The sequence below is a fragment of the Psychrobacter sp. DAB_AL62B genome (assembly GCF_028895345.1).
Classification (GTDB): Bacteria; Pseudomonadota; Gammaproteobacteria; order Pseudomonadales; family Moraxellaceae; genus Psychrobacter.
On the sequence record NZ_SAXC01000010.1, the window covers coordinates 1 to 14,424 of the forward strand.

The 14,424-nt window shown below is 42.6% G+C and carries 12 protein-coding genes; 3 read left to right on the top strand and 9 right to left on the bottom strand.

The window, feature by feature from the left end:
- The 5 genes from EPB74_RS11370 to EPB74_RS11390 form a co-directional block, all read right to left on the bottom strand.
- Positions 1 to 106: GTP-binding protein (locus tag EPB74_RS11370; protein ID WP_244656565.1), on the bottom strand; the 106-nt coding region annotated here is incomplete at its 3' end.
- 223 nt (positions 107 to 329) lie between these two features.
- The gene (gene fusA / locus EPB74_RS11375; RefSeq protein WP_079692687.1) at positions 330 to 2,456 is read right to left on the bottom strand and encodes an elongation factor G; all 2,127 of its coding nucleotides are present in this window, start codon (positions 2,454 to 2,456) and stop codon (positions 330 to 332) included.
- Positions 2,457 to 2,883: 427 nt separating this feature from the next.
- Positions 2,884 to 3,357, bottom strand: coding sequence for a 30S ribosomal protein S7 (gene rpsG, locus EPB74_RS11380; protein WP_011514497.1), 474 nt, complete (start codon positions 3,355 to 3,357; stop codon positions 2,884 to 2,886).
- A 209-nt stretch (positions 3,358 to 3,566) separates the two neighbouring features.
- Positions 3,567 to 3,941, bottom strand: coding sequence for a 30S ribosomal protein S12 (rpsL, locus tag EPB74_RS11385; protein ID WP_011281154.1), 375 nt, complete (start codon positions 3,939 to 3,941; stop codon positions 3,567 to 3,569).
- Between the two features lie 450 nt (positions 3,942 to 4,391).
- On the bottom strand, positions 4,392 to 5,702 hold the full coding sequence (locus EPB74_RS11390; RefSeq protein ID WP_274904249.1) for an EcsC family protein: 1,311 nt from the start codon (positions 5,700 to 5,702) through the stop codon (positions 4,392 to 4,394).
- Positions 5,703 to 6,076: 374 nt separating this feature from the next.
- On the opposite strand from EPB74_RS11390, the gene EPB74_RS11395 reads away from it, so the two are divergent.
- The 3 genes from EPB74_RS11395 to EPB74_RS11405 are packed head-to-tail and all read left to right on the top strand — an operon-like array spanning position 6,077 to position 9,283.
- Positions 6,077 to 6,319, top strand: a complete 243-nt coding sequence (locus EPB74_RS11395) for a hypothetical protein (RefSeq protein ID WP_274904250.1) — start codon at positions 6,077 to 6,079, stop codon at positions 6,317 to 6,319.
- 3 nt (positions 6,320 to 6,322) lie between these two features.
- Positions 6,323 to 7,558: a beta-ketoacyl-ACP synthase II gene (locus EPB74_RS11400; protein ID WP_274904251.1), complete on the top strand. Its 1,236-nt coding sequence runs from the start codon at positions 6,323 to 6,325 to the stop codon at positions 7,556 to 7,558.
- Positions 7,559 to 7,561: 3 nt separating this feature from the next.
- Positions 7,562 to 9,283, top strand: coding sequence for an anthranilate synthase component I family protein (locus tag EPB74_RS11405; protein WP_274904252.1), 1,722 nt, complete (start codon positions 7,562 to 7,564; stop codon positions 9,281 to 9,283).
- A gap of 140 nt (positions 9,284 to 9,423) precedes the next feature.
- Here EPB74_RS11405 and hisC read toward each other — a convergent pair whose 3' ends face one another.
- From hisC to murA, 4 genes are all read right to left on the bottom strand, one after another.
- The gene (gene hisC / locus EPB74_RS11410) at positions 9,424 to 10,557 is read right to left on the bottom strand and encodes a histidinol-phosphate transaminase (protein ID WP_274904253.1); all 1,134 of its coding nucleotides are present in this window, start codon (positions 10,555 to 10,557) and stop codon (positions 9,424 to 9,426) included.
- A gap of 90 nt (positions 10,558 to 10,647) precedes the next feature.
- Positions 10,648 to 11,943 (bottom strand): histidinol dehydrogenase, encoded by a 1,296-nt coding sequence (gene hisD, locus EPB74_RS11415; protein WP_274904254.1) that lies wholly within the window; start codon positions 11,941 to 11,943, stop codon positions 10,648 to 10,650.
- Between the two features lie 265 nt (positions 11,944 to 12,208).
- Complete coding sequence (hisG, locus tag EPB74_RS11420; protein ID WP_274904255.1) at positions 12,209 to 12,910, bottom strand: ATP phosphoribosyltransferase; 702 nt, start codon at positions 12,908 to 12,910, stop codon at positions 12,209 to 12,211.
- Between the two features lie 143 nt (positions 12,911 to 13,053).
- On the bottom strand, positions 13,054 to 14,322 hold the full coding sequence (gene murA / locus EPB74_RS11425) for a UDP-N-acetylglucosamine 1-carboxyvinyltransferase (protein ID WP_274904256.1): 1,269 nt from the start codon (positions 14,320 to 14,322) through the stop codon (positions 13,054 to 13,056).
- Positions 14,323 to 14,424 lie beyond the last annotated feature (102 nt).

Consider the following 14,424-nt stretch of genomic DNA (forward strand, 5'->3'; position numbering starts at 1 on the left):
CTACAGTTGCGATAGCAGCGGTAAGGGTTGTTTTACCGTGGTCAACGTGTCCGATGGTACCGACGTTAACGTGTGGTTTTACGCGTTCAAACTTGGCCTTTGCCATGGGTATTTCCTCTTTTTTTGGGGTCAGTGCTTAAATAATATTGAGACAGTATTTAAAGCAATTTTAACCACATTAAGATAATTAGTTAAAAGGGTGCACATACTAATGTGCAGATATTATAAGAAATTTGCGACCAATAACAAGTCTTTTAACAAGTTATTGGCTTAATAAATCTGACAACACAAAGCTAGGCTCTATATTACCTTTATTAATTAGCTATTAATTACTCGTCGCCATCTTTAGAGTTGAACTTAGAGATGATGTCAGCAGCAACTGATTTTGGAATCTCAGCGTATTTCTGGAATTCCATTGAATATGTTGCACGGCCCTGTGACATTGAGCGCATTTGTGTCGCATAACCAAACATTTCTGCTAATGGTACTTCTGCACGAATCTGCTTGGTGCCACCAGGTAAATCTTCCATACCTTGAACCATACCACGACGACGGTTAAGATCGCCCATGATATCACCCATATAATCTTCAGGTGTTTCAACTTCTACTTTCATTACTGGCTCAAGTAGCGTTGGGTTTGCAGCCATGAAGCCTTTACGGAAAGCGATAGAACCTGCCATTTTAAATGATAACTCATCCGAGTCAACATCATGGTAAGAACCATCATACAAGGTTGCTTTTACGCCAACGATTGGATAACCAGCAAGTACGCCATTTTTCATGCGTTCTTGAATACCTTTATCAACCGCACCGTGGAATTCTTTTGGTACTGTACCACCAACAACTTCTTCAGCGAATTCGTATAAAACTTCGCCTGCTGGATCCATAGGCTCAAGACGTAACCAAACGTGACCAAACTTACCACGACCACCCGTTTGACGTACGAATTTGCCTTCTTGTTCAACAGTTTCACGAATCGTTTCGCGATAAGCAACTTGCGGCGCACCGATGTTGGCTTCTACGTTGAATTCACGCTTCATACGGTCTACAAGAATTTCTAAATGCAGCTCACCCATACCACTGATGATAGTCTGACCAGATTCTTCGTCAGTATGTACACGGAACGACGGATCTTCTTTAGCCAAACGACCTAAAGCGATAGACATTCTTTCTTGGTCAGCTTTAGTCTTAGGCTCAACCGCTAGGCTGATAACTGGATCTGGGAATTCCATACGCTCAAGCGTGATAACATTTTGCTCATCACATAAGGTATCACCAGTAGTCACGTCTTTCATGCCAACTAAGGCTGCGATATCACCCGTACGAATCTCTTGTAGCTCTTGTTGAGCATCTGCCATCATCTGCACGATACGGCCAACACGCTCACGCTTCATTTTAACAGGGTTATAAACGCTACTGCCTTGCTTTAGAACACCTGAATAAACACGAACGAAGGTTAAGTTACCAACGAACTTGTCGTTCATGATTTTGAACGCTAGAGCAGCAAACGGTGCATCATCTGAAGCTTCACGAGTACCTTCGCTTTCGTCTTTGTCGTCAAGAATACCTTTAATAGCAGGTACATCTATTGGTGCTGGAAGATACTGAATAACTGCATCCAACATTTTTTGAACGCCTTTGTTTTTAAAGGCTGTACCACAAAGTAATGGGATGATTTCATTATTAATCGTTAGTTGACGAATGGCACTATGAATCTGCTCAACAGACAATTCACCATTTTCTAAATATTCTTCCATCAACTCTTCTGTAGCTTCAGCAGCATTTTCTACCAGATACTCGCGATACTCTTCTGCTTGTTCTTGTAGCTCAGCTGGAATTTCGCGCTCTTCGTATTCCATACCTTGAGAGGCTTCATCCCAATAGATGGCTTTCATGGTCACAAGATCAACAACACCTTCAAAGTAGTCTTCTTTACCAATTGGAATAACCAATGGTACTGCCTTGCCGCCTAGACGAGTTTTAATTTGTTCGACAACACGGAAGAAGTCGGCACCAACGCGATCCATTTTATTAACGAATGCAAGACGTGGCACTTTATATTTATTTGCCTGACGCCATACGGTCTCAGACTGTGGCTGTACGCCGCCTACTGCACAATACACCATGCACGCGCCATCAAGCACACGCATAGAGCGTTCAACTTCAATCGTGAAGTCAACGTGACCTGGGGTGTCAATGATGTTGATACGGTGTTCATCAAACTGCTTGGCCATACCTGACCAAAAACAAGTTGTCGCCGCAGAAGCAATGGTAATACCGCGCTCTTGTTCTTGCTCCATAAAGTCCATGGTAGCCGCACCATCATGCGTTTCACCAAGTTTGTGACTGACACCGGTGTAGAACAAAACACGCTCAGTAGTAGTAGTCTTACCAGCATCAATATGCGCTGAGATACCAATATTACGATAGCGTTTTAGGGGAGTTATACGAGCCATAGTGTTTTCCTAGGGAAATTCGTGTATAGATTAATGTGTTGTGTCTCTACCTCATACTCTATGACAAAGCTACTTGGCTTCGTAATATTATTTACTAATTATTAGGCCTAATACGGACAAAAAAGAGTAAATACTAAGAATAGTGCGGCATTAAACTCAGGAAACCTTCTTCGTAAGCTTTGCAGGCTTTGAAAAGTAGCATCCCTTTCAGAACAGCATCTTGACAGATGTCCGCCATCTAAGGTGGTTAACTGTTTAAGTATCTTGCGATCAAAACAATAGAACCACCCATTAATAATGGCGGCAATCAATAGAATAAATCAACAATACGAGGATTGCTTGGCCTAAACCAGCAATCCAAAGCTATTATTAAAAAAGCTGCTATTAAAAATAGTTATTGATAAAGAACAGCTTAAATAAAAGTAGCTTAGAAACGGTAATGAGAGAATGCTTTGTTCGCATCTGCCATGCGGTGAACTTCGTCACGCTTCTTCATAGCATTACCTTTACCATCAGCAGCGTCATTCAATTCGCCAGCTAAACGTAAAGCCATTGATTTTTCAGAACGCTTTGCAGCAGCTTCAGCTAACCAACGCATAGCCAAGGCGGTACGACGGGAGGGGCGTACTTCCATTGGCACTTGGTAGGTTGCACCACCAACGCGGCGAGCTTTTACTTCAACCATTGGGCGAACATTTTCCAATACTTCTTCGAAAAAAGAAACTGGATCTTCGATGTTACGCTTTTGGCTTACTGTCTCAAGTGCACCGTAAACGATACGCTCAGCAGTAGATTTTTTACCATGACTCATGACATGGTTGATGAATTTTGCAACAGTTTGGCTACCAAACTTAGGATCCGGTAGGATCTCACGGGTAGCAACGACGCGACGTCTTGGCATAATAATAATCCTTTTCTTCAGGAGTGTCTGACATTCACAATCTCGCACCAATTAATATTGGATGGCGTTATATCGAGTTGTCAGTCAGCCTTACTGCATGGCGCTATGTGATAAGGGTTAATGACTCATTTGGTCAAAAAATTACTCACATCAGACCCATGCACAGTTAATGGGTGATACATCGAAACTCATTTAATAACGATTAGTTATTAAACTTTAGGTTTCTTAGCACCATATTTAGAGCGACCTTGCTTACGGTCTTTAACGCCTGCGCAATCTAGTGCACCACGAACGGTGTGATAACGTACACCTGGTAGATCTTTTACACGACCACCACGGATAAGAACAACACTGTGCTCTTGTAAGTTATGACCTTCGCCGCCGATGTAGCTTGATACTTCATAGCCTGAAGTCAAACGTACACGACATACTTTACGCATGGCTGAGTTAGGTTTTTTAGGGGTAGTAGTATATACGCGAGTACATACACCACGGCGTTGTGGGCACGCTTCCAACGCAGGAACTTTTGACTTTTCCTTGATGGTTTTGCGACCTTTACGAATCAATTGGTTAGTTGTTGCCATGAGGCATCCTTCTCCCGTTTGGTAAAAAACAAAAAAATAGGGAAACGCACCATCTATCTGACTTTAACGACAGATTTTGGCACACCCATTTTTAGGACAGTGTATTATAAAGACTTGTTGCTGCTATTTCAACCACTTATGAGCAGTTGGACTTTACAGCAGCGGATAGATATGTATTCAGTCTAGTACTATACCACTTTATCTGTTTTCGGTGACATAAGCCAAAAAACAGTGGACTAAATATGGTATCAAAAGTAGACGTATACATCATTTGGATAAGATATTTAGAGATAAAAAAGTCGTTTATTTTAGCTATATGGCGATATTGTCTTACTATTCAAGAGAAGTAAGACAATATCGCCAATATTAAAGTTAAACAGTAAAAGCATAAAGCTTCAGTTTGCTAAAAAACAATCAGCAAACCTTTAATCAACAAACCTTAAGTTCTTGTTATTTGCTCGACTTAGCAGAGTCTTTTTTTGATTTGCTAGCAGAAGATTTATCTGCACTACCCTGCTGGTCATCCTTGATACTGTCGGCTTTATCATTGCCAGTTTTTTGAGTGTCTTTTTTAGCTTCTTCTGAAACAACTTTTTCTGACTTTGTCTCTTTAGGCTTATCTTCTTTAGGCTTATCTTCTTTAGAGTTGGCTTCTTTAGAATCAGACTGTTTCTGCTCAGAGTTGGCTTTACTGCCTTTCTCGCTCTCTTTCACAGTATCTTTTTTAGCAGCGTCCTTTGAGGCATTATCTTGAGCTTTATCTTCTTTTTGCTCATTATTACTCGCAGATTTATTAACCTCAGCTTCGCTACTTCTATCATCAGTAATAGCACGGTTGGCAAGCTTGGCTTCTGGTGCAAAAGTTGCTTGAGCAACGCCAATCACTTCATCAATCAGCTGGCTGTTATAGCGCATACCAATAATCACTGCTGTGGCTGGTAAGAAACGGCGTATCCATGATAAATTAATTTTATCCAAATCAATACCGACTTGACTGGCAATACTATCGACTTGTTCAGCATAAAAATTCACATTTTTGTTTTTTAGACCTAGGTTTTTAAGTTCGTTGTGCAAGCCACTGCTTTGAGCATTGTCAAGTAAACCTTTACCAATACCAATACCTGCAAGTAATGCTTGTTTTTCTTGCATCTTGCTCAGGTCAGCATTTGCAAGCAGCTCATAAGCCATCTTGACGCCTTGCTTACCGGTTAGTGGCTTGTTGTATACCGCACCCAGCTGATAAACGGTACGCAATGATACCAACAATAGCCACAAGGTATCGGCGAGCAAACCCGGTAGCCCAGCCAGACCTGTCAAGCCACCTATCGTTGCCAACGCACGATTTTGATTGGCAATAGCGGTCGCTAATGCGTAACGCTCTTCATCATCTAAGCTGGCGATATTAGCAAAACGGTGCTCGTTAGGTAAATCAATTTGGCTCCAGTTGGCAGCAAGCTTTGCAACTTGGGCAAAAGCGCCATCAACGGTCGATTCAAACAAACTGTTTGGCACTACTTTTTTGGCATATTTACCATAAGTTGCGAAACGGGTGCCCAATAATTGCTGGGTTGCTTTTAATGTTTGCTCACGAAATAAATCTTGTTGATAATCTTCATCCCCTAGATTTACAGCTTTAAATTGACGCGGTTTGCCCGTTTTGGCATTAACGCTATCAATCATGGCGCCCATACGTTCTAGGTTACTGCGAGTAAAAGTTCCAACCGTACTGATGCCTTTAGATAAAGTGCTACGCTTTCCCATCGTGATATCCTTAATATGATGATTGGTTGCTTTTTATAAATTGATTGTTTTTTATAGTCGTAATCTGTGTGCCATTCTAGCGAACAATTATTGTGAGTGTCAGTGCGAACAATGTTATCGCTATCGCCCCTTTTGTATCCAAAAGTATCCCTTATTGATAACTCGATAACTTTATTAGTATATCTCTTAATTGGGTTGACGTTAAATAATTTTACTCTATTACCATGGCAGTCATAGCAATTATTCTACTACTGCAAATATCGAAAAAAAACCTGAATATCCATTTTTGATAATAAATACTGTTTTGTCATTGTTTTGCATTTACACAAGGATTTTGCCCCCTTGATACGTTATCATATGCCATAAGCTCAAGCATGATTGCACCACTACTCATAGAAAATTATTTGTATTGGCCACATTATCTCAATAGTGGTTTTATTGTGACCGCAACCATAGTTTTAGAAGCAGCGTTTAGCGCTCAAACACTGTCTGTTTTTGCAATATTTTTACTGTCAGAGATAGTTTCGACGTTAAACAATAGAAGTAGAGGTTTAAAGACGATGATTACAGATAATTATCAAAAAATCGTTACTAATATCGTTACTAATAAGGAATAGAATATGCGCCGTGTTGTTATCACTGGAGCAGGGATTGTCTCTTGTATCGGACATGATTTGGCTACTGTCACAGATGCTCTGAAACAAGGGCGCTCTGGCATTACATTCAATGAATCTTATGCTGAGCACGAATTTAAATCACACGTTAGTGGCAGTATTGATCAATCAGAGCTTGATACCTCAGGTATTGACCGTAAATTGAAACGATTTTTTAGTGACGCGAGTCTCTACGCTTATGTCAGTGCCTTAAACGCCATTGAGCACGCTGGATTGTCACTTGAGACCATCAATAGCAATCCGCGCGTAGGTGTGGTTGCAAGTTCAGGCGGCGCTTCAACAGAAAATATCGTCAATGCTGTCGATGCCATGCGAGAAAAAGGTCTGCGCGGTGTCGGTGCCATGGCAGTACCAAAAACGATGGGCAGCTCAGTATCCGCAGCGCTTGCCACTGGCCTAAAAATCCAAGGTGTTTCCTACTCTATCTCGTCTGCTTGCGCAACTTCAACGCATTGTATCGGTCATGCTGCTGAGCTTATTCAGTTGGGTAAAGCCGATGTGGTGCTCGCTGGTGGTAGTGAAGCTGAGCATTGGACCCAGTCTTGTATGTTTGATGCGATGGGCGCAGTCAGCACCCAATATAATGACACGCCAACACTCGCCTCAAGAGCTTATGACAAAGACCGTGATGGTTTTGTCATTGCCGCTGGTGGTGCGATGGTGGTCGTTGAAAGTCTTGAGCATGCCCAAGCACGCGGTGCCAATATTTTAGCCGAAATCGTCGGCTACGGTGCCAGCTCTGACGGTGCGGAAATGGTTGCTCCAAGTGGCGAAGGGGCGGTACGCTGTATGCAGCAAGCACTCGCTGAAGCAGGTTTAGAAAGCGTTGATTATATTAATAGTCATGGTACAAGCACGCCGTTAGGTGACATTACTGAGCTTAAAGCCATTGCTAAAGTATTTGGTAATGATGTCAGTAAAGTGCCCGCTATTAGCTCCACTAAATCTATGACGGGTCATAGCTTAGGTGCGGTAGGCGCGCAAGAACTGATTTATTGCTTACTCATGCTACAAGAAGGATTTATTGCGCCAAGTATCAATATTACAGAATTAGATCCGGCAGCCAAAGGCTTTGATATCGTCACTGAAAAACGTGACGTTAAGCTTGAAACCCTTATGAGCAATAGCTTTGGCTTTGGTGGCACTAATGCCACTCTAGTCATCAAAAAGTTTGACGCCTAAACTATGGTCGCATCACATCATAATACTACTGTGCAGACAGTTTCTGCCCCATCGCCAGCTACTAAACCTAGCTGGCGTTTTGGTGATCTGTCTGCCGCAGAACTGATGCCAAAGCTACGGCGTCATTTGCTAGTACAAGATGCCAAGGCAAACTGGCAATTGATTTGGCTGAATAATGATGGACGACCTGTGATTGGATTATTGCCAAAAGTAAGCTGGTCAGTTTACTTTTGTGCTAACGAGACGTCATATTCTGATAGACAAGCAAGTTTTTATCAAACAAACCCTTATAAAGTTGAAAAAACTTGCCGCGCTACCCATCACAACAATGATAATACGGTTACTACAGCGTATATAAGTTATAGCGACTGGCAGGATGAATTAATTGCTTATAGTCAGGCTTATGAAAGCGAAAACGACCTCTCAACTTCGATAAACAAAAACAATGAGAAGCCCAGTTACTATCATGGTCTTATAGGTTTTATTGGATATGATATTGCCGCTCATGAGTTAAGTCCAAAAGCTAAAATTGAGCTGGCAGTCCAGCCGTGTGCGCTACTTGGACATTATGATATTTATCTAGCACCTAACAAAGACGATGAAAAATATTGGGAGCTAACAGTAACTACGCTCAGTAATGATTGTGATAAAAGTACTGATAATAAGAAAAAAAATAAGGTCGTAGCAGCACTCATAGCCTATTTGGATGAACTGGAGAGCAAACTGTCCAGTATAGATATGGCCAATAACGCTAGCTGTCCATTGCTACCTTTAAAGCTAGATGCTAAATGGCATAAAAATGATTATCAGCAGGCATTTAATCAAACTCAAAACTATTTACAGCAAGGCGATTGCTATCAAATAAATTTAACCCAAGTATGGAATGGTGATTTCAATGATGTAACTGATGTAAATGGAAGTAATAAATCAGCCGCCATGCTTATCGATTATTTGCCTGCTTTGTATGGTAATACACAAGCACCATTTGCAGGCTATTTAGCGGTTAATTATATTAAAAGTGAAGTCAACGCTAATACGCCAAAGTGTCCCTTTGAATTATTAAGTTGCTCACCTGAGTTATTTTTTACTTTTAGTAAAGACGATCAAACAGGTCAGCACCATATACGCACCAAACCCATCAAAGGGACGATGCCGCGCGGCTTAACTACTGAGCAAGATAATAACTATAAGCAGCAATTAATCGATAGCGAAAAAGACCGTGCGGAAAACGTGATGATTGTCGATTTATTGCGTAATGATTTAGGTAAGTATGCCAAAATCGGTAGCGTAAAAGTACCACAGTTATTTGCGATTGAGAGCTTTAGTAATGTGCATCATATGGTCAGCACCATTACCGCTGAGTTAAAGACAGATACGCATCCGTTAGCCGTCTTATTTGGCAGTTTGCCTGCCGGCTCAATCACTGGAACGCCAAAGAAACGCGCGGTCGAGATTATCGCAGAATTAGAAGCAGCGCCGCGTGGTGCCTATTGCGGCACCATGGGCTATATGAACTTTGATGGTAGTGGTCAATGGAATGTATTGATTCGCACGTTGCAAGCTAACCATGCATCAGATAATATAGTAGACCATACAAGCCAAGTCAGTTTGTGGGCAGGTGGCGGCATTACTATTGCCTCTGATAGCGATGCGGAATATCAAGAATGTCTCGATAAGGTCGGTAATCTGATGACCGTCTTGACTCAAAAGCATATCAGCAAATAAGATTCATCGTTATATTAAAGATAAATTCAAAGTCGCTAAAAAAATAAAGCCTGCTAACGTTATGTTGGGCAGGCTTTATTTTTAGTACGTATCAAGAACTTTAACCGATTCACTTTAAAAAAACAAAGTACTGCTAAATATTAATTAGCAACGACATCAGCAACAGTTTCTAGAGCTTTTAATGCATCAATTAAGCGCTCGTGCTGTGTAGCGGTGCCAATCGTGATACGCAGATACTCGTTAATACGCGGCTTATCAAAATGACGCACGATAATACCCTGCTCGCGTAACGCATTTGCCACTGTTATTGCATCACCGTCATTTGGACGAGCAAATACAAAGTTGGCATGTGATGGTAGTACGTCATAGCCCAATGCTGTCAATTCTGCCGTCAACGATGTACGCAAATCAATCACTTGCTGGCGGGTTTGCTCAAAATACTCGTTATCCAACACACTAGCTGTCGCTCCTGCTTGAGCCAACTTATCTAATGGATAGCTGTTAAAGCTATTTTTCATACGTGTCAGTGCTTCGATTAATGAGGCATTCCCGAACGCCATACCAACGCGCAAGCCAGCAAGCGAGCGCGACTTTGAAAAGGTTTGCGTCACCAGCAAATTATCAAAGTCATTAATAAGGCTGACGGCTGAGACCTGTGAGTCTGAGCTACCTTCTTCTATTTGGGCAAAATCAATATATGCTTCATCAATCACAATCACTGAATTAGAGTGCTCATTGGCAAGCTTACGAATGTTAGCAAGCGATAATAACAAACCGGTTGGGGCGTTAGGATTAGCGATGATGATACCGCTACAAGGCTGGCGATAATCATCAGGGTCGATATTAAAATCAGCACCAAGCGCAATTTGCACCAGCTCTATGCCAAAGGTAGTGGCATAGACCGGATAGAAGCTATAGCTGATATCAGGTGCTAAGACAGGGCGCTCTTTTAAGAAAAAGCTGGCAAACACTAGCGCCAATACTTCATCTGAACCATTTCCGACAAATACTTGGTTTATATCAAGGTTATAAAGTTCTGCTAATGCGCCACGTAAATCATCAGATTCAGGTGCTGGATACAAACGCAGGTCGTCCGCTTGCCGCGCTAACACCTTTGTAATTGCCTCACCGACTTTTGGTGACGGCGGAAACGGGTTTTCATTGGTATTTAATTTGCATAAATTGTCATGCTTAGGCTGCTCGCCGGGGACATAAGGCGATAAATTGCGCGCTTTAGATGACCAAAGTCTGGTGTCTACCTTTAACTCACTCATAAGTTATCCTACTATTAGCCACAGAGACTATTAAAAATAAATTTCAACAGTTAATTTTAAAATACCTACTGTTGAAGCAATCAAAAAATATTACTGATAACGATAACGGGCTGAACGCGCATGGGCTTCTAAGTCTTCGCGTTGCGCTAAAATATCTGCCGTCTCAGCTAGCGGCTTACTACCAGCCTCACTACAATAAATAATCGATGATTTCTTTTGGAAGTCATAAACACCGAGCGGTGAAGAAAAACGTGCGGTACCGGATGTTGGGAGCACATGATTGGGTCCTGCACAGTAGTCACCAATCGCCTCTGGCGTATGGCGACCCATAAATATAGCGCCCGCGTGACGGATACTATCAAGCAATGCATCAGGGTCGTCGACCGACAATTCTAAATGCTCAGGTGCGACGCGATTAATAACCGCCATACCTTCTGCACGGTCTTTTACTAAAATAAGCGCGCCGCGGTTTTTTAGCGAATCACGAGCGATATCCGCTTTTGGTAACTCTACTAATGCTTTTTCAATCTCAATTGCAACTTCTTCAAGCTGTTTTTCACAAGTAGTGACAAAAATCGCTTGGGCAATACGGTCATGCTCAGCTTGGGATAATAAATCCATGGCGAGCCAATCGGCACGGTCTTGCGCTTCGCCTTCTGCATAGACCAGCACTTCAGAGGGACCAGCGATCATATCAATGCCTACTTGTCCAAATACGGCACGTTTGGCTGCCGCGACGTACTTATTACCCGGACCGGTGATTTTATCCACTGCTGGAATCGTTTCGGTACCGTATGCCAATGCGGCCACCGCTTGCGCACCACCGATGGTAAAGACACGATCGACTTTGGCCAAATGTGCCGCGGCCAATACCAAAGGATTTAATACGCCTTTTGGTGCTGGCACGACCATGATAACCTCAGCGACGCCAGCAACTTTGGCAGGAATAGCATTCATCAATACGGAAGACGGATAAGACGCCAAACCGCCCGGTACATAAATACCGACGCGGTCAAGCGCTGTCACTTTTTGACCTAAGCGATTGCCCAGCTCATCTTCATACTGCCATGTCTCTTGTACTTGGCGCTCATGAAACGTCTGTACCCGAGCCGCCGCTGTAATCAACGCTGTTTTCACTTTATCATCAAGATTTATAAAGGCTTCAGCAAGTGCCTCTTTAGATAGCTCTAACGCTTGCATCGTCGTCGCTGGATGTTGATCAAATTGCTGGGTCAATTGTAGTACGACGCTATCGCCACCATGACGCACTTTAGTAATAATATCATCCACAGTCTTTAGTAAATCAGCATCATTGACCGTTTCAAAAGCAAGCAGTTGTGTCAATTGACTGTCAAAATCGGCATCTTGAGTACTTAATTGGCGCATGACTTTATCCTGTATTTGGGCATGGAATACTGCTGTAAAAAATAAAAGGGCTAATATAAATAAATGGAAAATTACTACTTCTTATAAACCAGCTTATTTATTATTATCTGACTCAGATTATACTGAGCTTTTATTATCTGGCAAGCGAATACAACAAAACCAGTTTAGCACGCTATATCTATCCTAGAGCGCTAAACTGGTTTAAAATTTTGTATGACAATGCTTTATATTACCAATGATTGGCAGCGTTTTATAAGGGGCTGATTTATGAAGCGCTGGCAATGCTAATGCTGTCTTTAAAGCTATTCAAGATAGGCTCAAGGAGTGCAAATTTGCGCTTATAGCTGACCTGATTGACGATTAGACGGGATGAAACATCACAGATATGGTCGCGTGCTTCAAGCCCATTGGCGCGTAGTGTATTACCAGTATCGACTACGTCGACAATCAAATCGCCCAAACCAACCAACGGTGCAAGCTCCATTGAACCATATAGCTTAATCACATCGACTTGCTGGCCTTGACTAGCAAAGTAAGCGCGGGCAACATTGACATATTTAGTGGCAATACGCAGACGACGATTCGGCAGTGGCGCATCCTTCACACCAGCGGTCATCAACTTACATTGGGCAATTTTTAAATCTAATAACTCATAAACATGATTGGCACCATGCTCAAGTAGCACGTCTTTACCAGCCACCCCAAAATCAGCAGCACCGTGTTCAACGTACGTCGGCACGTCACTGGCGCGTAAAATCAATACGCGGACATTAGGATTTGAGGTCGGAAAAATAAGCTTGCGCGACGCTTCAGGGTCTTCGAGAAGCTCAACACCGGCGGCGCGTAGTAAAGGCATCGTCTCTTCGAGAATGCGACCCTTTGATAGCGCAAGTGTTAAGCCTGAAAACTCATCATTTACTTCATTTAATAAGCCATTATTTGCTAGGCTATTGGTTGCTTCAGTCATAATGACTCGTGTCCGTGTGCAGTTGGTATTCCCATCACAGGGAATTCTTTGATTTTATAATGCCAAGTTTTTAAAGCTGTAACGCCAATATTATCAATAGCTGACGTTACAAGGCTAAATAGGATAGGGTAAGCCGATCAATACTAATCGTTGGTATTGATACGTTCGATATTCACACCCAAGGCGCGCAGTTTTTCTTCAACATGCTCATAGCCACGATCGATATGATAAATACGGTCAATTAAACTCTCGCCTTCAGCAGCAGCTGCAGCCATCACTAACGACATCGAAGCGCGCAAATCGGTAGCCATAACCGGCGCTGCTGTAAAGCAATCAACACCTTTAACGACAGCGGTATGACCATCTACTTGGATAGATGCGCCTAAGCGGTTAAGCTCTGGCACGTGCATATAGCGATTTTCAAAGATATTTTCGATGAAAGTACTAGTGCCATCAGCTAGGCAAGAAATAGCCATTACCTGCGCTTGCATATCCGTCGGGAAGCCTGGATGTGGCTGAGTACGAATATCAACTGACTTTGGACGCCCTTTCATCTGCGCACGAATCCAATCATCGCCAGTGGTAATGATCGCACCCATATCTTCGAACTTCTCTAACACGGGCGTCAATAATAGTGCAGAAGTATTTTTGGTCAATACATCACCGCGCGTCATCAACGCACCTGCTAAGTATGAACCCGTTTCAATACGATCTGGCACCACTGAATACTCGCAACCATGCAAACGCTCAACGCCTTCGATAGTCATGGTTGCTGTACCAATACCACTAATTTTAGCGCCCATTGCTACTAGCATATTGGCCAAGTCAACCACTTCTGGCTCAAGCGCACAGTTACCTAATACGGTAGTCCCTTTGGCTAGGGCTGCTGCCATGATAACGTTTTCAGTACCACCAACAGTTACCATATCAAAAGAGAATTTACAGCCAAGTAGCTTGCCGCCTTTTGGCGCTTGCGCTATCACATAGCCGTTTTCTACCGTAATAGTAGCACCCATCGCTTCAAAGGCTTTGAGATGCTGATCAACAGGACGTGATCCAATCGCACAGCCGCCCGGCAACGACACTTCTGCCTCACCGAAACGCGCCAGCAATGGCCCTAGCACTAAAATTGATGCGCGCATGGTTTTGACCAAATCATATGGCGCATAAAAATTATCAATATTTTTGGTATCGCACGTGACGGTATCGCCCTGCTTTTGGATATTGATACCCATGCCACCAATCAACTCAATCAAAGTGCGCACATCTTGTAACGATGGCACATTATGCAATGTCGTTGGCGTCTCGGCCAATATCATGGCCGCAAGTAACGGCAACGCGGCATTTTTGGCGCCTGAGATATTGACTTCCCCTGCGATACGACTACTACCAGTGATTAAAAATTGATCCATAAAGGTGACAACCTAGCAATAAGTATAAAAAATGATGGAAAACCAAATAGTATAAAACTGGCAACAATATTGCTAGTAGTAGAAAATCCGGTCATAGATGAA